Raw genomic sequence first — 25,557 nt, 5'->3', positions numbered from 1 at the left:
GGGGGCCGTCACGACCCGGAATCCCGGCACGACCGGCCGTTAGCCCGTGCGGCGCCCTGCCGCCGTACGGGCGGGCCCTGTCACCTGTCAGGAGCGGTAGGCACGGGCCCGCTCCTAGGGTGATCTTGTCCGGCCGGCGACGGGCAGGCCGTCAGGAACGGGGAACAGGATGACGACATCCGTCCGCAGGAGGACCGCCTGGGCGGCCGGGCTCGCCGCGACGGCCGCCGCGCTGCTCGGCGCCGTGGCCCCCCAGGCACTGGCGCAAGCACAGGGTCAAGGTCAAGCGGCGGCGAGCGGCCGGGCGCACCCGTACACCGACACCTACGCGACGGGCACAGCCGTCGGTACGGCGTCCGGTACGGGCTCCGGTGCGCGGACGGCCGCGCCCGCCGTCACCGTGCCGCCCGGCGTCACCGCGGGCGTCGCCGTCTTCGACCGGCAGACCGGCGCGTTCACCGAACAGCTCAACGCCGACGCGCAGTTCCGCTCCGCCTCGGTGGTCAAGCTGCTCATCGCCCTCGACAGTATGTGGACCGGCGGCGTCCCCGCCGACCACGCGCGGCTCGACGCGATGCTGCGCAGCAGCGACGACGACGTGGCCAGCGATCTGTGGGTGCGGGACGGCGGCAGCGCCATCGTCACGCGCATGGTGACCCGGCTCGGCCTCACCGACACCGCGCCGCCGCCCGCCGCGTACCCCGGCACCTGGGGCTACACCGCGCTGTCCGCCGCCGACACCGTGAAGATCTACCGCTATGTGCTGTAGAGCGCCCCCGCGCCGGTACGGGACCTGGTGATGGGCGATCTGCGCCAGTCCACCAGGTGCGGCGCGGACGGCTTCGACCAGCGGTTCGGCATCCCGACCGTCTTCGCGCAGCCGTGGGCGGTCAAGCAGGGCTGGTCCGGCTTCGGGGCGTCGGGCGACTGCGCGAACACGACGGCCGCCGCCTCCAGGACCACGGCCGCCGCGTCCAGGATCCCGAACGGCACCGCCGCCCCGGCCTCCGTGGACATCGACCAGGTCGCGCTGCACACCACGGGGACGGTCGGCGCGGGCGACCGTACGATCGTGGCCGTCTTCACCCTCCAGCCGCACGGCACGTCCTTCGGGGCCGCGTACACCAGCCTCGACCGGCTGGTGCGGACCCTGAACGTGCCCGGCGGCGCGGTGCGGCCGGGAAGCTGGTTCGGCACCTGGGGCAGCGGCGTCCACGTCAGGGCGGGCACCACGACGGGCTCCGCCGTCCTGACCGATCTCCCGGCCGGCGTCGAGACCCTGGTCACCTGCCAGAGGCAGGGCGACACGGTGTCGGTCCCGCCGTACACCAACGACTGGTGGGCGTATCTCCCGCAGTACGGCGGCTACATGACCAACATCTACCTCAACTCGCCCGACAACAAGCTGCCGGGGGTCCCCGTCTGCTGACCGGCGGCCCGGTCAGCAGACTGACGGGCCGTCAGGGGCGGTCCAGTGTGATGGAGTTGACCGGGCCGAGGTCGTAGTGCCAGGCGCCGCCCGCCACCAGGTCGTCCACGACCTGGCCGGTGCCGTTGTAGCCCGTCCACAGCCTCGCCCGGGCGCCGCCGGACTGGTTGTTGAGCACGTCGTGCCACCCGTACTGATTGCTCAGGTTGTGGGCGCCGTAGCTCCAGTACACGAAGCTGGGGTGGTCGTTGCCCCAGTCCGTGTCGTTCGGGTAGACGCAGACGGCGCCGTACGGGCAGCCGTGGACCGTGCCGCCCGCCGCGTCGGCCTGCACCGCGCCGACCGTCCCGACGGCCGCCACCGAAAGTGCCAGCGCCGCCACGCCCCGCATGACCTTGCCCATGTCGCTCTCCCTCTCCTCGCGGAACCGGCCCTTCGAGGCCGCCACCAGCACCGTAGGAAAGGGGAACGGCCCGCCGCTCCTGACAGATGACAGGGCGGCGGGCCGGGACCGGACCGTCAGGACAGGCAGCCGACGCTCGCCAGGGCCTGCCTGAGCAGGACACCGCGACCGCCCGGCATCTCCTGCTGGAGCTGCGGCGAGGACGCCTCCTGCGGGGTGAACCACACCAAATCGAGCGCGTCCTGGCGCGGGCGGCAGTCGCCCGCGACCGGCACGACGTAGGCGAGGGACACCGCGTGCTGCCGGGGGTCGTGGTACGCGGTGACCCCCTCGGTCGGGAAGTACTCGGCGACGGTGAACGGCTGCGGGGAGGCCGGGATCCGGGGCAGCGCCACCGGGCCGAGGTCCTTCTCCAGATGCCGCAGCAGCGCGTCGCGCACCCGCTCGTGGTGCAGTACCCGGCCCGACACCAGCGTGCGGCTGATCGTCCCGTCGGGCCCGATGCGCAGCAGCAGCCCGATGTGGGTGACTTCCCCGCTGTCGTCCACCCGCACCGGCACGGCGTCGACATACAGGATCGGCATACGTGCGCGCGTCAGCTCCAGTTCGTCGGGAGCCAGCCAGCCGGGCGTGGTTTCGGTCATGTCAGCCATCCGCTGATCGTACGTCGCCACCCGCCCGCGCACAGGCCCGGGAGCCGAACCGGACCCGCGCGGTCCGCTGTCCGGACCTGCGCGGTTGCCGCGCCCGCCGCCCTAGCCGCTCTTGCGGCCCATGCCCGCGTAGACCCAGAACTCCGAGGGATTGTCCGGGATCTCGTCGGCCGGATCGGGGCGCCACAGCGGGACGTAGACCAGCCCCGGCGGGACCAGGTCGAAGCCGGTGAAGAGCGCGGCGATCTGGTCGTGGGAGCGGGCGGTGACCGGGGAGGTGGCCTTCGACCGGTAGAGCTGGCCGACGGCGGCGGCAGTGCCGGGGCGGTCCTGGTCGGTCGCGTGGCTCAGCGCGAGCCAGCTCCCCTCGGGCAGCCCGTCGCGGTAGGCGGCGACCAGCCCCTCGGGGTCCTCCGCGTGCGTGATGAAGTGCAGGATCGTGATCATCAGGACGGCGACCGGCTGGTCGAAGTCGATCAGCTTCCGTAGCTGCGGCGAGTTCAGTACGTCGTCGGGCCGCCGGATGTCCGCGCTCACGATGTCGGCGTCCGGATTGTCCGCGAGCAGCGACGCGCTGTGCGCGACGGCCACCGGATCGTTGTCCACGTAGATCACCCGCGTGCCCGGCGCGATCGACTGCGCGACCTCGTGGACGTTGCCCTGCGTGGGGATGCCGGAGCCCAGATCGACGAACTGCCGGACGCCCGCGTCGACCAGATAGCGCACCGCCCGGCCCAGGAAGGCCCGGTTCGCCCGCGCCAGCGCCCGCACCTGCGGGTCGATGGCGGTGAAAGCGGCCAACGCCTCCCGGTCTATGGCGAAATTGTGCTCCCCACCGAGCATCGCGTCGTAGATCCGCGCCACGCTCGCCTTGCCCGGATCCACGCCCTCCGGGACATCTTTGCGTCCGGTCACCACAAGTCCCTTTCGACGGCCGCGTCTTGAACGGTCATCATAGAATCCTGGTGACGGGGCGCTGCGGGGTGCGTACGTCGCTACCGGGTGGTTTCGGCCGCCCGCCGCAACGGCTCGGCGGAAGGCACGACCCTGCGACACGAAGCGCACGAACAGCCCAAGGACAGCGCCATCGAGGACGCGCCGGGGGCCGCTTCCGCGTTCCGCGAGAAGCCGCCGCCCCCGCGCCGCGGGCGGCTGGCGGTCGGTCCCGCGGCCGATGTCATCGGTTCCGCGCTCGATCTGCATATGACCGGAAACCATGTCGTCCACGCGATGGCGCCCGGATTCTGCGACGCCGCCTCCGTCTACCTGCTGGAGCGCTGGCTCGTCGACGAGAGCGCGGGGACGTCCGCCGATCCGCCGCAGATCGAGGCCAGGCGGCTCGCGCTGCGCGTGGGCGCGGCGGCGGCCGAGAGCACCGAAGGCGTCCTGCCGATCGACGAGGTGCTGGTCTTCCCGCGCCAGACCCCGTACGCCCGCGCGCTCGCCACCGGCCACGCCCAACTGCTCGACGCGGTCGACACCCACACCTTCGACCGGCTCGCCGCCTCGGGACACAGCGACGCCCGCATCCACGACCTGTTACGCACCGCGTCCTTCCTCGTGGTGCCGATACGCCTCCAGAGCGCCGTGATCGGCTTCATCGCCTGCACCCGCGGCCCGCACCTGCCGCCGTTCGGCCTGGAGGACATGGCGGGCGTCGAGTCGCTGGCCGCGCGGGCCGCGGTCGCCCTGGACAACGCCCGCCGATACGAGCACGAGCGCCGTACCGCGCTGGCCATCCGCAGGAGCATGCTGCCTGACACCGACCGGACCTTCGAAGGCTGCCGCGTCGCCCACGACTACCGGCCCGCGGGGCCGCACGACATCATCGGCGGCGACTGGTTCGACGTGCTGCCCAGGCCCGGCGGCCGGGTCGGCCTGATCGTCGGCGACGCCATGGGACACGGCCCGGAAGCCGCCGTCGCGATGATCCAACTGCGCACCGCCGCACGGACGTTGGCCGCGCTGGACACCGACCCGCGCGAACTGCTGCACCGGCTCGACGCCCTCGCCGCCGACACCCCCGACGCCACCTTCGCCACCTGCGTGTACGCCGAGTGGGACGCGGAACAGCACACCTGCACCGTCGTCGGCGCGGGCCACCCGCCGCCGCTGATCCGCGCACCGGGCGAGGCCGCCCGCCCCGTCCCGCTCGGCGCAGGACTGCCGCTGGGGCTCAGCGCCTGGAGCGCCGAGCCCTCGGTGCTGGAGATCCACCAGCCCACGCTCCTGCTGCTCTACAGTGACGGCCTGATCGAGAGCCGCCGCTCCGACATCGACGCCGGTATCGCCCGGCTCGCCCGCTCCCTCGACCACGGCATAGGCGAACGGGCGCCGGGCGGCCCGGTCATCGGTGCCGACGGTGTGGACCGCGCCCCAACCGGCCCCGGTACGGACCCCGTTGGCGACGCCGCCGCCCGCGCCGCCGCCGAGGCCGCCGCAGTGGCCGAAGTCGACGTCGGCCAGGAGCAGTTGCAGTCCCTCTGCGACACCCTCCTCTGCGACCAGCCCGCCGACGCCACCACGGACGACCGCACGGTCCTGCTGGCAGCGCTGACACCGGGATAGGCCGTGGGCGCGGGCTTGTCGTGAAGGGGCGCCCGTCTGACGGTGCCTGGCGCACGGCCGGATTCCGTGAGGCGCTTCCGGCGGTCGTACCAGCGGGCTGACACGGCGGGCTGACACCGGGACAGGCGCGCGGGGGCGTGCTTTGCGTGAAGCCCGGTGGTGCCCGGCGCGCAGTCGTGCACCGGCAGGTGTCTCCACGGCGCGTCGGCGCGCACGTCTACCCGCGCTCGCCGTGACCTCCGCTCGGGCCCGGTTCGGGGCCCGTCGCCGATCGCGAGCCCACGGCCCGCGCCGGTCTGGGGTGCCCGCGAACTCCTCCCTGCTCAGAGGGTGTTCCGGCGGGCCGCTGGCGCCGGGTCAGCTGATTCGCATGGGAGTCATGTGGTTGTTGCGCGGTGTTCATCAGGGGTTCTCGGACGGTGACGACCGGCCGCCTACTGTGATCGGGAGAGCTGGCAGGCAGAAAGGGAACTGTGGTGAAACCGACACAGGATCTTCCTGACGCACTGTCAGGCGGTGAGATCTCCGGCGAGGCGAGCGGCTTAACCGGCCCTTCCGTCGCGGGCGGTGAACTGGCCGCCGCCCGGCTGCGCGGCGAACGCGAGGCGCTGCTGCGGTACGTGGCGAAGCTGCTCGCCCCCGACCTGCGGCACGCCGAGGACGTCGTGCAGGAGACCCTGCTGCGGGCGTGGCTGAGGGCCGATCAACTGGACTGGCAGGAGAGGCCGATCAGGCCCTGGCTGTTCAGGATCGCGCACAATCTGGCGGTCGACACCTGGCGCAAGGACCGCGCGATACCCGTCGGCAGCGCGGCCGACGTCCGCCCCGACACCGCCGACTGGGACGACCTCGCCGACCGCGTGGTGGACCGGCGGTGGCTGCAACAGGCCATGCGGCGACTGCCCTACGCGCACCACGAGGTACTGGTGCACGTGCACATCTACGGACGCGGCAGCGAAGAGGTCGCCGACGTCCTCGGGATACCCCGCGGGACCGTCAAGTCCCGTACCCACCACGCGATCCGCTCGCTGCGCCGCGAGCTGGGTGTGCTGGAGAACGAGGAGACGGCCGCATGACCCGTCCGCAACCGGCCGTCGTCGACCTGGCGGGCGGGCCCCTCCAGGTGTTCACCGACCACCGGGGCGCCATCTGCACGGTGCTGGGCGTCCTCGGCCTGGTCATCGCGGTGCTGGTCCTCACCAACCGGTCGGTCCGCCGGATCGGCGGATGGCGCGTGGTGCGCCGCTGGGTGCGCCGCGAGAGCCGCCTCACCGCGAACGCCTTCACCGCGCCGCTGCGCGGATGGGTCCGCTATCGGCGGCAACTCCGCCTGCTGGGACGCCTGTTGGACGATCCCGGCGTCTGGCGGACCGGGGAGCGCGCGCTGCGCGCCGCCCACGCCGCGGCCCCCGACCGCTGCCGCCCGTACGGCGTGCTGGTCGGCGACGGGACCGACGACGGCCTCGTCGGCGTCCTCGTCGCGGGCCGGGACGTCCCCGAACCGCCGCCGCCGTGGGTCGCCGACGACCGCGACCCGCGCGTGTGGTGGAGCGCGTACGAGGAGTGGCACGACCTTCAACCCGCCGGACTCGCGGGCGGGTTGGCCCTCGGGGACGGCGCCGGCTGGGAGCAGGAGCCGGTCGCGCCGCCCGTACTGATCGCGGCCGTCGGCGTCGAGGGGGGCCGTGCGGTCTTCCTCGACCTCGCCTCGGGCGCGCCGGTCACCTCGCTGGACGGTGACGAACGCGTCGCCCGCCCGCTCGTCCACGCGCTCGCCGCCCAGCTCGACCGGCGGCTGCCGCCCGGCGCCGTCACCGTCGCCGACGGCGTGCACCCCCGGCACGCGGGCCCGCCCGTCGCACAGGCGCTGCGCGACGCCGCCCGGTGGAGCGACACCCACGAAGGACCCGCCTTCGTGGTCTGCCAGGGCCCGCTCCCCGACGCCGCCGACCTCGCGGGGGCCGCGGGGCCGCGCGTGCTGGCGTACGGCAGGACGCACGGCCGCGCCCGGCTGCTGGACGTGGACCGCGACGGACTGCTCACCGTGCACGGCACACCGCTGCGGGTCCGGGCGACGTCCGTGCCGCGCGCGGTGGCCGCCGCGATCGGGTCGCTGCCGCCGTACGAACCGCCGCCGCTGGCCGCGCCCGTCCGCGCCCCGGCACCGCACGCGCACGTCGAACGGGCCGAGGAGCCCGGCACGGTGGGCGTCTCCGCGGTGTCCGCAGGCGGCGCGCCGTCCACGGGGTCCGCGCGGGCCGTCGGGCACGCTCAGGTGACGCCCCGTCAACGAAGCGGCGGCGAAGCCGAGTCGGGCCCGGTCGGCGTCTCGGCGTCGGCCGCCGCCGGGTCCGGATCCGGCGCGACCCCGCCAGGAGGACGCGCCCGCACCGGACCCGCCGCCGGTCAGTCCGCGGGCGGAGCCGGGACACCCGACGCCGAGTCCGTGGGCTCGGGAGCCGTGACCACCGCGCCCGCCCCGCGCGGCGACTGACCGCCGACCGACCGTTGACCGCCGCCCCCGGCCGCCCCCACCACCCCGGTTGGACATCGTGAAGCTGACTCTCACCACCGTCGACGCCGTCGGCACCACCGCGGGCGCCGTGCACCGCGACCACCTGCTGGAACTCCCCGACGGCTGCACCGTGGGCGACCTGGCCGAGGCGCTGGGCGTCCGGGCCGACGGCGCACCCGCCACCGCGGGCCGCCCCGGCGCGCCCGTGGCGGACCCGGCACGTCCCGACGCCCCCGAGCGCGCGGACCCCGACGCGGGCCCCGCCCTCCACCTCGGCGCCGCACCGCTCGCCCCCGAGGCCCCGATCCGCGACAGCGGCATCCGCGAGGGCAGCGTCCTCGGCGTCGGCGGCACCCCGCCCGACCCCGACCCGCTGGCGGGCCGCGTCCTGCCCGCGCCCGGCGAACCCGTGCTCGCCGAGGTGCACAGCGTCTCGGGCCCCGGCGCGGGCCGCAGTTGGCCGCTCGCGCAGGGCAGTTACGAGATCGGCACGGACGCCCGCTGCGCGATCCGGGTCCGCGGCGCCGACGCGCCCGAGCACGGGCTGTGGGTGACGATCGCCGCGGACGGCAGCGCGTACTGGCACCGCGAGCGCGCCGAGGACCGGATCGACGGCGGCTCCGTTCGGCTCTGCGTCCCCGTCCCGCCCTCCGACGTCGACCCGCTGACCGGCACCGCGCCCGACCGGACCACGCCCGAGGAGCGGATGGACGCGGCGCGCGCCGTGGACGAGGCGGAGAAGGCGGCGCGGGCCGCGCGGAAGGCGGCCAGGAAGGCGGCGCGCGGACCGGCCGCCGACCCCCGTACCGTCGCGGCCCGTACACCCGCGCAGGCCGACACCACCGCCCGCCGTGAGGCCGACCACCGCACCGCGTGGCCGGTGGACGTCGACCTCGCCGTCGGCACGACGCTGCTGCGCATGGTCGCCCCCGTGGAGGCGGACGCCGCGGTCGCCGACTCCGCCGACGGCATCGGCATCGACTTCAACCGGCCGCCGCGCATCGCGCCGCACCTGGACGCCGAGTCACTGCGCCTGCCGTCCCCGCCGGGACAGCGCATCCGCGTGCCGTTCCCGCTGCTGATGATGTTCGCGCCGGTCGTCCTCGGCCTGGTCATGGTCGGCATCTTCCACTCGTACTTCTACCTGGTGTTCATCCTCTTCACGCCGCTGATGGCGATCTCCAACTGGGTGATGGGCCGCCGCAACAACCACAAAACGCACGTGGAGTCGCGCCGCCGCTACCGGGCCCGCCGCCGCGTGGTGGAGCGGGAGATCCGCGCGGCCGTCGTACGCGAGCGCTGGGTGCGCTGCGACACCGGACCCGACCCGGCGGCCCTCGGCCTGATCGCCACCGGACCCGGCAGCCGCCTGTGGGAACGCCGCCGCCGCGACCCCGACCACCTCGTCCTGCGGGTCGGCACCGTCGACATGCCGTCGGTGAAGGCGATCGAGGACCCGGCGCAGGACGAGAACCACCGCACCGTGCGCTGGAATCTGCCCGACATCCCGATCGGCGTGGAGATCACCGAACTCGGCGTCGTCGGCGTCGCGGGCACCGCCGCGCCCGTCCAGGCGCTGGCCCGCTGGTGCGTGGCCCAGTCCGCGGTCCTGCACAGTCCGCGCGACCTGCGGATCGTCGTGCTCACCGAGCCGTCCCGCGCACAGGAGTGGGGCTGGGTGCGATGGCTGCCGCACCTGCGGCCGTACTCGCCCAACGGCCCGGTCGTGGCCATCGGCAACGACCCGGAGAGCGTCGCCAACCGCGTCTCGGAACTGGTCTCGCAGATCCAGGCACGGCAGCGGGCACTCGGCTCGTCCATCGGACGCGCGATGTTCACCGCGCCCGACATCCTCGTGATCGCCGACAGCGCACGGCAGTTGCGCGACGTGCCGGGCATGGTGCAGATCCTCACCGAGGGTCCGCCGGTCCGCGTCTTCAGCCTCTGCCTCGACGAGCAGGAACGGCTGCTGCCCGAGGAGTGCGGCGCGGTCGTCACCGTCTCCGGCACCGATCTGACGGTCCGCAGGACCGGACTGCCCGAAGTCACCGGCGTACGGCCCGACCTGGTCGCCTCCGCCTGGTGCGAGCGGGTGGCCAGGGCGCTCGCGCCGCTGCGCGACGTCAGCCCGGACAACGACAGCGGACTGCCCGACGAGGTACGGCTGCTGGACCTGCTCGGCCAGGAACCGCCGGACGCGCGGGCGCTGGTGGACCGCTGGACCAGGCGCCCGGCGACCACCACCTTCGTACTGGGCACCGGATACGACGGGCCGATGTCGCTGGACCTGGTACGCGACGGGCCGCACGGCCTGGTCGCCGGGACCACCGGATCCGGCAAGTCCGAACTCCTCCAGTCCTTCGTCGCCTCCCTCGCCGCGGGCAACCGCCCCGACGAACTCACCTTCGTACTGGTCGACTACAAGGGCGGCAGCGCCTTCCGCGAGTGCGCCAACCTGCCGCACACCCTCGGCATGGTCACCGACCTCGACGCGCACCTCGTCCAGCGCGCCCTGGACTCGCTCGCCGCCGAACTGCGGCGCAGGGAACGGATCCTGGCCGAGCACGACGCCAAGGACCACCCCGAGTACCGGGCCAAGCGCGCCGCCGCCGCTGCCTCCGCCACCGACCCCCAACTCCCGCCGCTGCCGAGGCTGCTGCTGGTCATCGACGAATTCGCCACGCTGGTGCGCGAGGTGCCGGACTTCGTCACCGGGCTGATCAGCATCGCCCAGCGCGGCCGGTCGCTCGGCATCCACCTCATCCTCGCCACGCAGCGCCCGGCGGGCGCGGTCACCGCGGACATCAAGGCCAACACCAACCTGCGGATCGCGCTGCGCGTCACCGACATGGTCGAGAGCCAGGACATCATCGACACCGGCGACGCCGTGCACATCTCGCCGAGCACCCCGGGACGCGCGCTGGTCCGCTACGGACACCGCTCGGCCGTCCCGTTCCAGTCCGCGTGGGTCGGCGCGGAACGCCCCGCCGAGGAGAGCGAGGACCCGGACGGCCGGCCGCGCCCCGCGCTCGCCCGCCCCAAGGTCCACGCCGCGGAACTGTCCTGGACCCGGCTCGGCCGCCCCGCCGCCCCGCCCGCGGGCGACGACGAAACCCCGCAGGAGCAGGGGCCGCTCGCGCGCACCGACCTCCAGGTCCTGGTGGCGGCGCTGCGCGAGGCCGCCGACCTGCTCGACGACTACGAGCCGCAGCCCAGCCCGTGGCTGCCCGCACTGGAGCCGAAGGTCCTGCTGGAGGAGCTGCCCGCGGTCGAACGCCCGGGCGCCACCGGCCTGAAGACGCTCCCGCCGCCGTTCCCGTACGCCTTGGAGGACATCCCGCAGCTCCAGGAACGCCGGGTCGCCACCGTGGACCTGGCCACCTTCGGGCACCTCTACGTGATCGGCGCCCCGCGCTCGGGCCGCACCCAGGCGCTGCGCACCATCGCGGGTTCCGCCGCGCGCACCGCCCGCCTCAGCGACCTGCACATCTACGGGATCGACGCGGCGGGCGGCGGACTGGCCGCCGTGGCCGCGCTGCCGCACTGCGGAGCCGTGGTGTCCCGGCACGACTTCGAGCACCTGGAACGCCTCCTCGGCCGCTTGGTACGCGAGTTGACCGAACGTCAGGAGGCGTGCTCCGCGCGGAGCTGCTCCGGGCTCAACGAACTGCGCGACCTGCTGCCGGAGGCGGAACGGCCCGCGCACATCCTGCTGCTCGTGGACGGCTGGGACGCGCTGTCCCCGCTGATCGACGACTACGACAACGGACGGCTGCTCGGCGACATCACCCGGCTGCTGCGCGAGGGCGCGGCCGCGGGCATCCACGTCGTCGCCACCTCGGAACGCTCCCTGATCGCGGGCCGGATCGCCGCCCACAACGACCACAAGCTGCTGCTGCGGCAGGCCGACCGCAGCGACTACAACCTCATCGGCATGCTGCCCAGCCAGGTCCCCGCGTCCGTCCCCGACGGCCGCGGCTGGCACATCGTCAGCCGCACCGAGACGCAGATCGCGCTCCTCGACGCCGACGACAGCGGCCAGGGCCAGGTCGAGGCGCTGCGCAGGATCGGCGCCGCGGCCACCCGGCGCGCGGTGAACGTCCCCGACGACCGCCGCCCGTTCCCGGTCGCCCCGCTGCCCGCGGTGGCCGACTTCTCCGAGGTCTACGAGAAGGTGCCCGCCAGTCTGCGCCGCCCGATGTGGGGCCTGCTGGGCGTCGGCGGCGACGGCGCGGGCGCGGTCGGCGTGGACTTCGCGCAGGGCGCGCCGTCCTTCCTCGTCGCCGGGCCCCCCGGCTCCGGGCGCAGCAACGCCCTTGCCTGCCTGGCCGTTTCGCTGCTCGCGGGCGGCACCTCGCTGGTGGTGCTGACCCCGCGCGAGTCGCCACTGCGGGCGCTCGCCCGGCACCCGCAGGTCCGGCTGCTGACCGAGCCCGACCCGTCCGCCGACGCCGTGCGCGAGGCGTTGGACGCGATGGCGGGACCGCGCGTGGTCATCGTGGACGACGCCGACCTGGTCGCGATGGGCGGCGCGGAGAGGATCCTCAAGGACATCGTGGTCTCCGGAAGGGAACGCGGCATCGGCCTGCTCGCCGCCGGTCCCGCCGACTCCCTCTCGCTGGGCCTGGGCAGTTGGCTCACCGCGGCCAAGCGGTCCCGGCGCGGCCTGGTCCTCGCCCCGCGCAACATGTCCGACGGCGACCTGATCGGCGCGCGGCTGTCCATCAGCGCCGTACGGTCGCACGCCCGCGCGGGCCGCGCCTGGACCTCGGGCCCCGGCGGCACGGCGCTCACCGTGCAGGTCCCGGTCACCACGCTCAAGACGTCCTGAACGCACCCGCGCCGGGCTCCCGTCCCAACGGGAAGCCCGGCGCGGGTGCGTGACGGACCGTCAGCCGTTGGCGGCGTCGCGGATCTTCTTCGCCAGGTCGGCGTCGTTGTCCGCCATCGACTGCTTGATGCCGCGGAACTGCTCCGCGAAGTCCTTGATGCCCTTCACCGCGAGCAGCAGGCTGGAGTTGAACTTCTCGTACGACTCCTTCAGCGCCGCGCTGGACTGCTCGAAGACCATGCCGTCGTCCAGCAGGTTGTTCACGTCGGTGCGGAGCTGGTTGAGCATCGGGACGATGTTCTCGTTGGCGGTGTCCAGCTTGGACGAAGTGGTCTCGATCTTCTCGTAGTCGAGGGAGATGTTGGGCATCGCGGGTGTGCTCCTCGCAGGTTGACGGGCCGGTTGACGGGCCGGTTGACGGGCAGATTGACGGCGCTAGTAGCCGATGTAGTCGTAACTGGGGTCGGGTTCTTCCTCGCTGTCCACCACGCCGTCGCCGTCCTCGTCGCCGACGAGCTTCCACTCCGCGCCCGCCCCGGTGCGCGTGTAGTCGCTCTCCTTGCCGTCACCGTCGGTGACGGCCATGGTGCCGCTGCCGTCCTCGTTGATGTGGACGTCGGAGTGCGCCTTGCTGCCGTCGGCGTAGACGGTGTCCGTGATGTACGACCGGTGGTCGTCCTGGTACGTGGTGGTCGAGGTGTACGTCTGACCCGCACCGGTGGTGACGGTGGTCTTCTCCGTGACGACGTTGTAGTCGTCGTCCAGGGTCAGTTGGGTGTGTACGGTGCCGCCGTCCGCGGTGGTCAGCGTCTTGTCGGTGGGCGGCGCGCCGGGGTCGGTGGGCTCGGGCCCCGGGTCGGACGCCGAGCAGTACGCCGGGGCGGTCTCGCCCGGTGCGACCTCGCAGGAGTCCGGATTCGCCTGGTACTGCTCCCACAGGTCGTGGTCCTTGACCCACTTGTCGTGGCCCAGCCACGCCTTGTGCTTGGCGACCCAGTCGCTCAGGCCCATGTCGGCGCTCATGATGCCCGCGCCCTCGGCGATCTGCGCGTCCATGTTGAAGAAGCCGTCGGCCACCGCGCCGAAGGTGTCGCCGAGTTGCCGCAGATCGTCCTCGGCCTTCTCCATCGGGTGCTTCGAGCGGTAGTACAGCGTGCTGAAGGCGGCGGTGAGCTGGGCGTCGCCGAACACGTCCTGCGCGTCGCCCGAGTCGTCGTTGCCGAGCGTGGCGTAGTCGCTGTCCTTGAGCGTCGGCCCGATCTTGTCGGCCAGTTCGTGCAGGTCGTTACGGGCGGTGTGCAGAACGGTGTAGTCGAGCGCGAAGTCGACCAATGCCATCTCCTCCTTACGGGCGCCGGGGGCCGCCGGGGTCACCGGAACCAGCCGGTCCGACATGTTCACGTACCAGCGGTCCCCGCGGTTCACCCAGGTCCGGGACGTGGGTCCGGGACTTCCCGCAGTGAACCGCCGGGGCTCCTCGTACGTGAGACATGCGGCAGAACTTCGCGGCACACGGCGGTACGGCAGGAGAGGACCCGGAATGCCACGCCCCACGGACTGGGACGCGCTCGGTGTGAGCGGCGACCCCACGCCCGGCGACCCGGTGCGGATCCACACCGTGGCGACCTCGATCGGCGACCTGGGCAGGACCGCCCGGGAGATCGACACCGCGATGGAGACGGTGCTCAACAAGACCGGCCCGGAGGCGTTCTCGGGCGAGACCGCCGAGGCGCTGCGGGACCAGATCAGCGGGCGGCTGCGCGGCTTCGTGCAGAGCATCGCCGAGGCGTTCGAATGGTCGAGCACCGCCCTGACCACGTACGCGGACGCCATGTCGACCGCGCAGAGCAAGGCGGACGCGGCCCTCGACCAGGGGCGCGGGCTGGCCAAGGACGACCCGAATCTGGAGACGCTGGCGAGCACCGCGCGCGCCGCGGGTCAGACGCAGAAGGACGCGGCGAGCGCCGCCACCACCACGCTGCGCAAGGCGTCGGGCAACATCAAGTCGCCGGTGTCCGGCTGCGCGGAATTCTGGGAGATCTTCCAGTGGATCGCCATCGCGCTGATCCTGCCCGCGCTGATCTTCGGCGGTCCGATCGCGCTGGTCGCGATGGCGGTCAACCTCACCATCTTCATCAAGACCGCGGTGGACTTCGCGCAGGGCAAGGTCGGCGCGCTCGACCTGTTCCTTTCCGCGCTCGGCATGATCGCGCCCACCACCCGCGCCGTGCCGATCTTCTCGCTGATCGCGAAGGGCTTCAAACTCGGCTGGCAGGCCATCAAGGCGGGCGGCATCGCCACCCTGACCTTCCTCAAGGACATGATGACCGGCATCGCCAAGCCGTTCGTCGCGCTGCCCTCGTTCAGTGAACTCGCCCACCTGACCGGGAGTTGGACCAAGGCGGGCGGACTGTGGCTGTCGGGCGTCGGCAAGGGCCTCGGCCAGCTCGGCGCCAACGCCTTCAAGGTCGGCTCGCTCACCGTCCTCACCGGCATCAAGGGAATTCCCGCCTTCTTCAAGGGAGTTCCGGAATTCGTCACCAATTTCGGCAAGGGCAGCGCGACGTTCTTCAAGAACGAGTTCGGCGGCGCGAAGTGGCTGCGGGTGTTCCTGCCCGCCGAGGGCGACGAGATCGGGAAGTTCGGCGTCTTCGGCGCCATGAAGATCGCGCTCGTCGACCGCGGTGTGTTCGGCAAGTTCAAGTACGGCGCGGCGGACATCGTGCGGCCCGGCGTGCAGGCCGTCGGCAGCGGCGTCAGCCACCTGCCGACGCCGGAGTTCAGCGGCGCGGGACACTCGGCGCCCGGCCTGTTCATCCCCGACCCGCCCAAGCTCAGCCTCGACCTCGGGCCGAAGTTCAGCGACTCGATCACCTTCAGCTTCCAGGCGATCATGGGCAAGGACGCGCTGCTGGACACCCCGATCACCGAACTGTCCTCGATGCACCTGGGCGAGTGGGCGAACGTCACGCACACCCCGACCGGGATCACCTTCGACGTCGGCGCTGGGGTGCACGCGCTGCCGCCGCCCGCAGCCGCGATCCTGGCTCCGCCGCCGCCGATCCACATCTCCACCACCGGCATCAACACCGCGGGCATCGGCGCGACCGGCGTGCACGCCCAGGTCGGCGCGCCCTCCTTCCACGTGCCGGGCATCGGCACCAACGCCGTCCCCAGCCATATCGTCACGCAGGCCACCGACCTGGTCGTGCCGCCGCAGACCGTGGTCTCCTCGATCGGGGTCCCGCACATCACCCCGGCGGCCGTCGTGACCACCCCGCCCGCCGGGACCGTGCACGCCTTCACCCCGACCACCCCGGTGACCAGCGCCCATCTGACGAACCCGGCCGCGGCGATCGCCACCCCGCCGCCCGCCTCGGCCGTCAACGTCAATGTGAACGTGGCGGGCGCGGTCTCGATGCCGCCGCCCGCCGCCACCGCCGGTTTCGCCCACACGGTTCCCGCGCCCGCTCTGCCGCACCTGGCCACCAACGGCGCGGTGAACTTCCACGCGGCGACCGTGCCGGTCACCGGGCACGTCCCCGCGACCTTCACCGGCGGCGTCACCCACGTGGTCACCGACATCCACACCGGCGGCTCCTTCAACGCGCTCGACCTGCTGCACACCCCGAACCCGGTCGCCGTGCACGCCCTGGCGCCGACTCCGAACGCGCTGATCACCGGCACCGCCGCGAACATCGCCAACAGCCACACGATGGCGACGCTCGCCCAGCACATCTCGGTGGACCTCGGCCCGGTCCACACCGTCGGGCACGCCGCGAGCGACCTCACCCCGCCGCCGACCACCGCGCTGACCGCGACCCCGCCGCCCGCGTCGGTCGTCTCCGTCCCGCCGGCCGCGAGCGTCACCCACATGCCGCCGCCCGCCGCCGTCGCCGCCGTCCCGCCGCCCGCCGCCGCGCTCTCCGTACCGCCACCGGGAGCGGCCACCCACATGCCGCCGCCCGCGGCGGTCGCCCAGGTCCCGCCGTCCGCCGCCGTCACGCACATGCCGCCGCCGGTGGCCGTCACCCACATGCCGGGGACGCCGGCCGTGACCACCTTCGACCTCGGCGGTGCGGGCGCGGGGGCGGGCAAGGGCAAGGGGCCCGAAGTCCTCACGGCCAACGGCGGCGGAAGCGGCGCGGCGGGCGTGGACCTCCCACCCGCGCACCGCTTCGACGCCGCGATGGACCTGCTCGACAACGGCTCACTCGGCCGCCCCTCGCCGCTGCCGCACCCCGCGTCCGGACACGGCACAGTTGGACACGGCGCGTCGGGCCACGGCGCGGACGGCCCGGCCTTCGCCGGCACCCCCGTGCCGGGACTCGGCGACAAGGCGTCCGCGGGCACCCCGGCGCGTTTCCCCGAACCGGCACACGTCCCCGGACCGGCACCCGTGCCCGCCGCGACCCCGCACACGGCCGGTGACGTACGGCTCGGCGGACCGCCGCCGCGGCCGACCGCCAAGGAACTGGACCAGGCGTGGTCGGCCGACAGCGAGCGGATCGGCGCGCTGTTCGGCCCGGCGACCGACCCCTCACGGCCCCTGCGCTTCGACGCCTGGGGCGACTTCGTCCTGGCACGCCACGACCTCGGCCGCCTCGAACAACACCTGGACGACCTGCGCGCGATGCCCGGCGGACCCTCCAGCGGCGAGTCCCACGCCGTCACCGAGATCAGGACCCAACTGGCCGCCGCCCAGCAACAGTTCAACGTCGCGGTACGCGGCCTGCGCGAGCACGGCATCAACCCCGCCGCGATGGACCAGCACATCACCGACCTCAACCTCCAGTCGCTGCGCGAGCGGCCCCGGCTCCTCGGCGGCGCGGTGCCGCCGCCCGTCATCCGGGTCGAGGGCGCCGAAGGCGGGCGTCTCATCGAGGAGTCGGTGCCGCTGAGCGGCCCGACCGGCCTGCCGCACGGCCTCAGCGTCAGCATCGGCTACCGCGTCAACGGCGTGGACATCAGGCTCCTCGACGGCGCGGGCAACGACCTCACCGCTACCACCCACCAGGTCGTCCAGGTCAACGGTGGCGGACTGTCCGTCCACGACGTGAACACCGGCATCCGGCAGACCTTCGACTCGCACGGATCGCTGCGCGCCGAGACCGTCCCGCTGCGCGGCCCGCAGGCGCCGCTCGGCACCGGCATCTCGGTGACCTTCGACCAGACGGGCGCGGCCACCCACCACCTGGTCACCGGCGGCGCCGTGGACGTGGGCGCCACCGTCACCAGGCTGCCCGTACCCGGCGACGGCTTCCGCGTCGACCGCGCCGCGACACCCGGCACGTCCGCCACGTACCAGCTCTTCGACTCCGGCGGCCTGCACCTCGCGGACGGCCACGGGCTCCACACGACCGCCGGGGCCCCGCACTTCGTGGAATTCCCCGCGCCCGGCCGGGGCGGCGGCGCACAACTGCTCGACGCCAACGGCGCGCCCGTGCGCGGCTTCACGCCGGTCCGCGAGACCGACGCGACCGGCGCCACCGTCGCCGTACGGATCGACCGGAACGGCGCGGACGGTGCCTTCGTCCGCCACGACATCACCGGCGGGCAGGCCGTGGAGACCGGTACGCCGCTGCGGCTGCCCGGCGGCGCGGCGGACGGGCGGCTCGTGGTGCGCCCGGTGGGCGGCGGAGCCCCGCACATCGAACTGGCCGGCGGTGTCAGGCCCGGCGGTTTCCAGGTCTTCGACCAAGCGGGAGGCGGCCTGCGCGTCGAGCGGCCCGGCGGCGCGGGACAGGCCATGACGTACCAGCGCTTCGGCCCCGACCACGTACTGGCCGGGGACGGCCGCCAACTCCTGGGCGCGGACGGCCGACCGAGCGGCGCCGTGGACTTCCCCGTCGGCGGCGGCGCGGCCGGGCACCTCGACGGCGCGTGGCAGCCGGTGCCGCACCACGCGGTACGCGTCGACCTCGATCCGGCCACCGGCAACCCCACCACGATCCGCGTCACCGACACCGGCCGCGGCGACTACTGGACCCACGACCACGCGGGCGGCCACCTCGGGGACCACGCCGTGATGCTGCACGGCCCGGGCGGCGCGCCCCTGCACGAATTCGGCGTCACCCGCTACCCGGCGCCCGGCGCCATGGGCGCCGCCCAGCGGCTCGCGATCGACGCCAACGGCGTACCGCTGCCGCACTTCGCGCCGCACGGCGACGGCTGGCGCGTCACGGACCGCACGGCGGGCGTACGCGGCGGCGAGTACCGGCAGTTCGGCGCGGACGGCGGCATCCACCAGCAGGCGATCAACGTCACGCGCGACGGTGTCCGCGTGCCGGGACAGCGGTTCGTCCTCACCTTCACGCCGAACGCGAAGACCTGGCAGCTCATGGACACCGTCGCGGGCGCCCCCTTCACGGGCGCCGGGCGCGGCCTGCTGCACTCCGGGACGGTCGACGTGGCCACCGACGCGGGCCACGTGAAGCTGGTCGCCAAACCCGGCAAGAGCGCCGTGGAGGTCTTCGAACGCCGGCCGCTGGCGACCGGTGGCTTCCTCGACTCCCTCCGCCGTACCGACGCGAGCGGCTTCGGCAGGCTCTCCGGCCAGAACACCCGCTGGACGCACACCGATAACGCGGGCAACGTCACCAACTGGGGCCTGCGCAACGTCGGGACGCTGGACGGCAAGGCGTGGCGGGGCATCGACCACCACGGCACCCTGGTCCACGAGTACCGCACCGGCATCGACGGCGGCGGCGTCCTCGGCGTCCGCGACGGCGCGGGCAACTGGTCGTGGGTGCGCTACGACGCCCGTCACCGGCCGGTGCTCGGCGGCACACGCACGATGGACGCCGACGGCGGCTGGACCGACCACCTGCGGCACGGCGGCGGCGACATCGTCGTGCAGCGCCAGTGGGGGCCCGCGCACCTGCCGCAGTCCCACGCCAACCACTACCGCGAGGCCGTGCTCGACCCGGCCAACGGGCACCTGCCCAAGACGGTCACCATCGACCCCAACGGGGCCAATGCCACCGAGCAGTTGTGGAAGGAGCAGTCGGAACACGGCAAGCCGGCCGGAGCCCTGGAGAAGCTGCCGGACAACCAACTCCTGGAAGTCCAGCGCTGGTCCGAGCAGCGCCCGCCGCAGTGGGTCCGCAAGCACCTCATCGGCATCGGCGACGCCGTGTGGGACACGCACGGCTTCCTCAAGGGAGACACCCGCTTCCAGATGTCGAAGTGGACCAGGACGGATCTGGCGACGGGCGCCGAGACACACGGCTTCCGCTTCACCGCCATGAACGACAACGTGCTGGACATCGCGGCGGACGGCACCTTGACGCGCGGCACGTACAAGCTGGACCACGGCAACACCCTCACCGTCGGCGACTCCGTCACACTGCCCGCGGGCGTCGCCCCCGTCGCCCACCGCATGCCGTGGACCGAGGGGGCGGGAAAGCTCTCCGGCTACCGGATCGAGACGCCCGGCGCCCCCGGCGGCCGGATCTGGGAGGACCACTTCAAGGTCGACCACAACGGGGCCTTCACCGGCGGCGACTGGTACGGCGCGGACGCCGCCCCGACCAGGGTGGCGCGCGCGGGCTACGCGGACGGCACCGTCGTGGAGTTCCAGCCGGTCCCGGCGGCCGGCACCGTCCTGGACGGCGGCCCGGGCGTGCGGGCAGGCGCCTTCGAGGGCAACGGCGGCGCGGCCCTGACCAAGAACGTGCACGGCGCGCCCGTCGGCGACGTACGGAGCTGGCCCGGCGCCGATCTGCGGCCCGGCCACGGACACGGCCCGACGACCGTCACCACCACCGCGCCGCGCTCCCGGCACTGGGACTGGTCGGGCTACAACGGCCGGACCGACACCCGTCATTGGGCCTGGGACGGACTCGACGGCGCGGGCAACCGCACCACCGGATTCACCGAGTTCGGCCGCGGCTTCAACGGCGCCACACCGTTCGACGACTCCTTCCGCGCGTATCTCCGCACCGACAACGGCCCGGTGGCGATCCGCGGCCGGGACATGCTCGGCGGCGGTGAGCACGTGGACTCCTGGCGCGTCACCAACCCCGACGGCAGCCACCAGTGGCGCTGGGCGAAGTACGACGCGTTCGGCAACGCCGTGGACTTCCACGGCGCCGGCACCCGCCAGTGGTGGAATCCGCGCGCGGGCGGCGGGGCCGGCGCGTACGTGGACGACTGGTTCACCGGCGCCCGGTCCTTCCGCGACCGGGTCGACCTCGGCGGCGGCGCCGCGCCGATCACCGTCCGCGAGGTGCCCACCACCAGCACCACGGGACGCGTGCGCGAGTACCTGCCCGACGGCGCCCGCCTCGGCCCCGGCGCCCCCAACCCTGTGAACCTGAACGTCTGGAAGGAGTTCGACCACAACGCGGCCGTCGTGGAGAGCAAGGTCGTCGGCACCAACCAGATCCTGACCACCGACGCCTGGCGCGGCCAGTGGGTACGGCACGACGGCAACGGCGTCATCCACGCCCAGGGCTCCGACAGCGGCTACATCTTCGAGGCGGACACCTTCGGACGCCTCCAACTCACCGGACGCGGCGTCGACTTCCGCGGCCCGGCGGCCGAACTGCGCGGCTGGGGACGGCGGCTGCGCGAGCCCAACCGCATGCAGTGGAAGACCGACCTCAGCGGCATGGACATCTCCCGGATCGGCGACGGCCTCTACCAGCCGCAGTGGAAGCTGGTCATGGAGAAGGCCGCCATCGAACTCTTCCAGGAATTCGTCCTGGAGTTCACCGCGAATCTCGCTGTCAACGCGATCGTCGCGGACATCCAGAACAGGCCGTTCTCCGGGAAGGACGCGCTCAAGGCGTTCGCGAACGCGAGCGTCAGCGCGGGCATCAAGACCGCCGTCGGCAGCCTCGTCCACGACAACAAGATCAGCGGGTTGCAGCGCACCGGTGACTGGCGCAACGGCCTGGCCAACACCGACAGCGGAAAGCCCTGGTACCGCAAGCCGATGAACCACGACAAGCACTGGTCCAACGAGTGGGCGGGCAACGAGGCGCCCACCCGCTGGCGCGGTGGCATGTACGACTTCAGCTACAACGTGGGCACCTCCACGCTCGCCGCCTGGGTCAACGGCAGCATGAACGCCTCGGTGTTCGGCATCACCGACGCCAATGGCGACACCGTCTACCTCAGCGGCGGAGCCGCGGCCCTGGACGGCCTGATCAACGCCGTCTCCGGCATGACCGGCGCGGTCAGCGTCGGCGCCATGAAGAACCTGTTCATCATGGGCGGCGGCAGCCGGCTCTTCCACCGGCAGGGCTTCGCCGAGTTCTTCATCCAGTTCGGCTGGAAGCTCCCCGAGAAGGTCTTCACCTCCCAGCTCACCAACTGGTACCGCGCCGGCATCAACCCCTGGTGGTACCAGGGCGGTTACGGCGACACCGCCACCGCCGAGACCGGCACCGGCACCTCCGACACCAGCGGGGAGCCGCAGCCGTGACCACCGACCGTACGACCGCCCCCACCGTCCACGTCGCCGCCAAGGGACGCGGCGCCCACCGTACGATCGCCGCCGCCGTACGCGCCGCCCGGCCCGGCGCGACCGTCCTGGTGGAGCCCGGCGAGTACCGGGAGTCGCTGACCGTGGACCGGCCGGTGGTGCTGCGCGCCGAACACGGCGCGGGCAGCGTCACGCTGTACCCGGCGGCCGAGGGAACGCCCGCGCTGACCGTGGCCGACGCGCACTGCGCGGTCCACGGATTCACCCTGCGCGGCGCCGACCACGCAGAGGCGGCGGTCCGCGTGACCGACGGTTCGACGCTGGCGCTGCACGACTGCGTGGTCCTCGGCGGCCGGGTCGAGGTGACGGGCACGGACGCCGACGACGGCTCCCAAGAAAACGGCGCAACGCGGGAGTTGGGTGTCCCCGACCCCGACGGCCTGGACTTCGACGCCGACCCCGACCCCGATCTGGCCCCGACCCGCGACCCGGGACCCGCGCTGCTCCTGCTGCGCTGCCGGATCGCGGGCGCGGGCGGCGCGGGCCTGCACCTGTCGGGCACCGCCCGCGCCCGCGCCGACGACCTGCGGATCGAGGCCGTCGACGGCACCGCGGTCGTCCTGTCCGGCACCGCCCGGCTCTCCGCCGAGCGGTTGCGCGTACGCGACTGCACCGGCACGGGCCTGCGGATCCGCGGTCGGGCCGCCGCCGCACTGGTGGACTGCGCGCTGGAAGGGACCGGCGGCAGCGGACTGCTCGTCGAGGACGAGGCGGCGCTCGTCGCGGGCGACACCCGCGTCACCGGCGCGGGCGCGGTCGGCATCCGCCTCACCGGCTCCGCCACCGCCGAGATCGCCGACTGCCGGATCACCGGCTCCGTCACCAGCGGTCTCGTCGCCCAGGACGCCGCGCGGCTGGCCGCCACCGGCTGCGCGGTCACCGACTCCCGCGCCAACGGCCTGCTGGTCCTCGGCACCGCCACGGCCCGCCTCGCCGACTGCGCGATCTCCGGCACCGGCTACAGCGCCGTCCACCTCGCCGACGCCGCCAAAGCCGCCCTGCTCGACTGCCGGATACGCGACAGCGCCGAGCACGGACTGCACGCCGTCGGCACCGCGCACGCCGACCTCACCGAATGCGGCCTGTCCCGTATCGCCATGACCGGCCTGCACACCGCGGAGACCGCGACACTCACCGCCCGCGGCTGCCGCCTCACCGACACCGCCACCGGAGTGCACGCCGTCTCCGCCGCGGGCACCGAACTGGAGCACTGCACGGTGCTGCGCGCCGCGAAGACCGGCGTCGAGGTCGGCGCGGGCGGCGGCGTACGGCTCTCCCATGTCCGGGTCGTCGCCGCGGGGGCCGCCGGGATCGTGGTCGACTCCGGCGGCACCGCGCGGGTCGACGGCGGCTCCGTCGAAGGCAGCGCCGGCTCCGCGATCGTCGTGTGGACCGGCGCTTTCCCCGAGGTCAGCGGGGTCTTCATCGACGCGCCCGCGAAGAACGGCATCTACCTCGCCGAGGACGCGGGCGGCACCTTCACCTCCTGCGAGGTCGCGGGCGCGGGCTTCCCCGCCCTCCACGTGGCACGCGGCGCCGCCCCGGTCTTCCGCCGCTGCCGGGTCCGCGACTGCGCCGAGGATCTGGGCCAGGACGAGGGAGCGCGGCCCGCCTTCGAGGACTGCGTCTCCTACGACGTACGGCGGCCGACGATTCCGCGGCCCGGCGGGGGAGCGGCGGGCCGGTCCGCCGGCCTGCCCGCGTCGCCGTCCGGGACGGCCACGCCCGGCGTACTCGGTGACGACGGAACGGACCCGGACGCGCCGGAGGAGGATCTGGACGACCTGCTCGCCGAACTCCACTCGCTGGTCGGCCTCGACGGCGTCAAGGGCGATGTCGGCTCGCTGGTCAAGCTGATGCAGACGGTACGGCGACGGCAGGAGGCCGGGCTGCCCGCGCCGCCGCTCAGCCGCCACCTGGTCTTCGCGGGCAACCCCGGCACCGGCAAGACCACCGTCGCCCGGCTCTACGGCCGTCTGCTCAAGGCGCTCGGCCTGCTGCGCCGCGGCCACCTGATCGAGGTCGACCGCAGCGCGCTGGTCGGCGAGTACGTCGGCCACACCGGGCCGCGTACCACCGCTGCCTTCCAACAGGCCCTGGGCGGCGTGCTGTTCATCGACGAGGCGTACGCGCTGTCGCCGCTGCACAGCGGCAACGACTTCGGCACCGAGGCCGTCTCGACGCTCGTCAAGCTCATGGAGGACCACCGCGACGACATCGTGGTGATCGCCGCGGGCTACCCCACCGAGATGGACCGCTTCGTGTCCTCCAACCCCGGCCTGTCCTCCCGCTTCAGCCGCACCCTGCACTTCGTGGACTACGACGCGGCGGAACTCGTCTCGATCGTGGAGCATCAGGCGGCCGAGCACCGCTACGAACTCACCGAGAAGGCCCGCGCGGAACTGAGCGGCTTCTTCGACCGGATGCCGCGCGGCGAGGGCTTCGGCAACGGCCGTTCCGCGCGCCAGGTGTTCCAGGAAATGACGGAACGTCAGGCGCAACGCGTCGCGGAACTGGCCGATCCGCGCGCCGAGGACCTGGTCGCCCTCGAAGCCGACGACTTGCCGCCGCAGCCCGTGGCCCTGCCCGCAGCACCCGCCGTCGCCCGCCCCGTCCTCAGACTCTGAGGAGACGCCGAGGCCCCGGCCCCGAGCGAACACCCCGCCCCCGCGCCCGACATCCCCCCGGAGACCCCCGTGCCGACGCCCGACCTCCCGCCGCCCGCCCTGGACAAGCCCGCGTCCGCGCCGCCGCCCGCCGCCTCGAACTTCTCCGCCACCTTCGCCGAGCACGCCTCCGTGCCCCGCCGCGGCCTGGTGCCCGGCGTGCGCGTGTGGGGCACGATCGGCGGCGCCGCGGCGGTGACGGCCGTCTGCGTGCTCGTCGTCCCGCTGCTCGGCGCCCTCGGCGGCGGCAACGGCGGGGACGGCGGCCGTACGTCGGACACGGTGGTCGCCGCCGCGCGGACCCAGTCGCCGAGCGCGACGCCGTCGAGCACCGCCACCACCCCCGAGGCGGCGGTGACCACGACGAGCCCGCCGCCGACGACCAGGCCGCCCGCGGCCAAGCACGCCGCCGCCCCGCCCGCCGGGAGCTCCAGCGGTTCCGGCGGTTCGGGCGGCTCGGCCGGATCAGGGGGTGGCGCCCCGCGCACCCGGGCCACGAAGAAGGCCACGAGCCCGGCGACCAGGCAGACCGCCCAGCCGCCGGCGAAGGCGACCAAGGCCGCCGCGCCGCCCGCTCCGGCCAGGGTCGGCGACTTCCTGGTCAGCGGCGGGTCGGGCAAGTGCCTGAACGCCTCGGCCGGTTCCGACGGCACCCACCTGCAACTGTGGACCTGCAACGGCAACGTCAACGAGCAGTGGACGTTCGCCTCCGACGGCACGATCCGCAGCAAGGGCCTGTGCATGGACGCCGCTTGGGGCAGCACGGACGACGGGACGGTCGTCCAGATCGCCTATTGCAGCGGCAATCCGGCGCAGCAGTTCACGCTGAGCGGCGGCGTGATCCGCGGCGACCAGTCGGGCCTGTGCGTCGACGTATGGATGGCCGCGACCTCCGACGGCACTCCGATCAAGCTCCACCCGTGCAACGGCGGCAGCAATCAGGCGTGGAAACGCAAGAGCTGACGGCCCATCGTCCCGAATTCCGGGGCCGTGCGGGCG

At 73.6% G+C, this 25,557-nt stretch carries 12 protein-coding genes and 1 pseudogene; 8 read left to right on the top strand and 5 right to left on the bottom strand.

The features are described from left to right. Positions 1-169 precede the first annotated feature (169 nt). A pseudogene (locus ACFZBB_RS08285) lies at positions 170-1,429 on the top strand (hypothetical protein). A 31-nt stretch (positions 1,430-1,460) separates the two neighbouring features. On the opposite strand, the gene ACFZBB_RS08280 reads toward ACFZBB_RS08285, so the two are convergent. From ACFZBB_RS08280 to ACFZBB_RS08270, 3 genes are all read right to left on the bottom strand, one after another. Further along, positions 1,461-1,832, bottom strand: coding sequence for a hypothetical protein (locus ACFZBB_RS08280; protein ID WP_391119060.1), 372 nt, complete (start codon positions 1,830-1,832; stop codon positions 1,461-1,463). A gap of 116 nt (positions 1,833-1,948) precedes the next feature. Continuing rightward, a complete protein-coding gene (locus ACFZBB_RS08275; protein WP_355341772.1) occupies positions 1,949-2,476 on the bottom strand; it encodes an NUDIX hydrolase family protein in 528 nt (175 codons plus the stop codon). Between the two features lie 111 nt (positions 2,477-2,587). After that, positions 2,588-3,328, bottom strand: a complete 741-nt coding sequence (locus ACFZBB_RS08270; protein WP_391119297.1) for an SAM-dependent methyltransferase — start codon at positions 3,326-3,328, stop codon at positions 2,588-2,590. 159 nt (positions 3,329-3,487) lie between these two features. Here ACFZBB_RS08270 and ACFZBB_RS08265 point away from each other — a divergent pair, with 159 nt between their 5' ends. The 4 genes from ACFZBB_RS08265 to ACFZBB_RS08250 all read left to right on the top strand — a co-directional run bounded on the left by ACFZBB_RS08265 (position 3,488) and on the right by ACFZBB_RS08250 (position 12,399). After that, positions 3,488-5,053 carry a SpoIIE family protein phosphatase gene (locus ACFZBB_RS08265; RefSeq protein WP_391119058.1) on the top strand — a complete coding sequence of 522 codons (1,566 nt, stop codon included), beginning with the start codon at positions 3,488-3,490 and terminating at the stop codon, positions 5,051-5,053. A gap of 476 nt (positions 5,054-5,529) precedes the next feature. Continuing rightward, positions 5,530-6,129 carry a sigma-70 family RNA polymerase sigma factor gene (locus ACFZBB_RS08260; RefSeq protein WP_391119056.1) on the top strand — a complete coding sequence of 200 codons (600 nt, stop codon included), beginning with the start codon at positions 5,530-5,532 and terminating at the stop codon, positions 6,127-6,129. Next, positions 6,126-7,547 carry a hypothetical protein gene (locus tag ACFZBB_RS08255; RefSeq protein ID WP_391119054.1) on the top strand — a complete coding sequence of 474 codons (1,422 nt, stop codon included), beginning with the start codon at positions 6,126-6,128 and terminating at the stop codon, positions 7,545-7,547. Before ACFZBB_RS08260 ends, ACFZBB_RS08255 begins: the two co-directional genes overlap by 4 nt. 58 nt (positions 7,548-7,605) lie before the next feature. Beyond that, on the top strand, positions 7,606-12,399 hold the full coding sequence (locus ACFZBB_RS08250) for an FtsK/SpoIIIE domain-containing protein (protein ID WP_391119052.1): 4,794 nt from the start codon (positions 7,606-7,608) through the stop codon (positions 12,397-12,399). A 60-nt stretch (positions 12,400-12,459) separates the two neighbouring features. On the opposite strand, the gene ACFZBB_RS08245 is transcribed toward ACFZBB_RS08250, so the two are convergent. Both ACFZBB_RS08245 and ACFZBB_RS08240 read right to left on the bottom strand, forming a co-directional pair. Next, positions 12,460-12,768 (bottom strand): WXG100 family type VII secretion target, encoded by a 309-nt coding sequence (locus ACFZBB_RS08245; RefSeq protein ID WP_188282265.1) that lies wholly within the window; start codon positions 12,766-12,768, stop codon positions 12,460-12,462. A gap of 66 nt (positions 12,769-12,834) precedes the next feature. Continuing rightward, positions 12,835-13,737: a hypothetical protein gene (locus ACFZBB_RS08240; protein ID WP_391119050.1), complete on the bottom strand. Its 903-nt coding sequence runs from the start codon at positions 13,735-13,737 to the stop codon at positions 12,835-12,837. A 202-nt stretch (positions 13,738-13,939) separates the two neighbouring features. Between ACFZBB_RS08240 and ACFZBB_RS08235 the strand changes: the two genes are divergently transcribed. From ACFZBB_RS08235 to ACFZBB_RS08225, 3 genes are all read left to right on the top strand, one after another. Further along, positions 13,940-21,832: a putative T7SS-secreted protein gene (locus tag ACFZBB_RS08235; RefSeq protein ID WP_391119047.1), complete on the top strand. Its 7,893-nt coding sequence runs from the start codon at positions 13,940-13,942 to the stop codon at positions 21,830-21,832. Beyond that, positions 21,829-24,519 carry a right-handed parallel beta-helix repeat-containing protein gene (locus tag ACFZBB_RS08230; protein ID WP_391119045.1) on the top strand — a complete coding sequence of 897 codons (2,691 nt, stop codon included), beginning with the start codon at positions 21,829-21,831 and terminating at the stop codon, positions 24,517-24,519. Before ACFZBB_RS08235 ends, ACFZBB_RS08230 begins: the two co-directional genes overlap by 4 nt. A 69-nt stretch (positions 24,520-24,588) precedes the next feature. Then, positions 24,589-25,521 carry a ricin-type beta-trefoil lectin domain protein gene (locus tag ACFZBB_RS08225; RefSeq protein WP_391119043.1) on the top strand — a complete coding sequence of 311 codons (933 nt, stop codon included), beginning with the start codon at positions 24,589-24,591 and terminating at the stop codon, positions 25,519-25,521. Positions 25,522-25,557: the final 36 nt, after the last annotated feature.

This window comes from Streptomyces sp. NPDC008139 (assembly GCF_042957025.1).
In the GTDB taxonomy this organism is placed as follows: Bacteria; Actinomycetota; Actinomycetes; order Streptomycetales; family Streptomycetaceae; genus Actinacidiphila.
This window is presented reverse-complemented; position numbering and strand designations above follow the sequence as displayed.

What these genes read in the sequence shown, in the direction of transcription:
- ACFZBB_RS08280 (WP_391119060.1), bottom strand. Translation starts at nt 1,832, where the DNA reads ATGGGCAAGGTCATGCGGGGCGTGGCGGCGCTGGCACTTTCGGTGGCG.
- ACFZBB_RS08275 (WP_355341772.1), bottom strand. Translation starts at nt 2,476, where the DNA reads ATGACCGAAACCACGCCCGGCTGGCTGGCTCCCGACGAACTGGAGCTG.
- ACFZBB_RS08270 (WP_391119297.1), bottom strand. Translation starts at nt 3,328, where the DNA reads ATGCTCGGTGGGGAGCACAATTTCGCCATAGACCGGGAGGCGTTGGCC.
- ACFZBB_RS08255 (WP_391119054.1), top strand. Translation starts at nt 6,126, where the DNA reads ATGACCCGTCCGCAACCGGCCGTCGTCGACCTGGCGGGCGGGCCCCTC.
- ACFZBB_RS08245 (WP_188282265.1), bottom strand. Translation starts at nt 12,768, where the DNA reads ATGCCCAACATCTCCCTCGACTACGAGAAGATCGAGACCACTTCGTCC.
- ACFZBB_RS08240 (WP_391119050.1), bottom strand. Translation starts at nt 13,737, where the DNA reads ATGGCATTGGTCGACTTCGCGCTCGACTACACCGTTCTGCACACCGCC.
- ACFZBB_RS08235 (WP_391119047.1), top strand. Translation starts at nt 13,940, where the DNA reads ATGCCACGCCCCACGGACTGGGACGCGCTCGGTGTGAGCGGCGACCCC.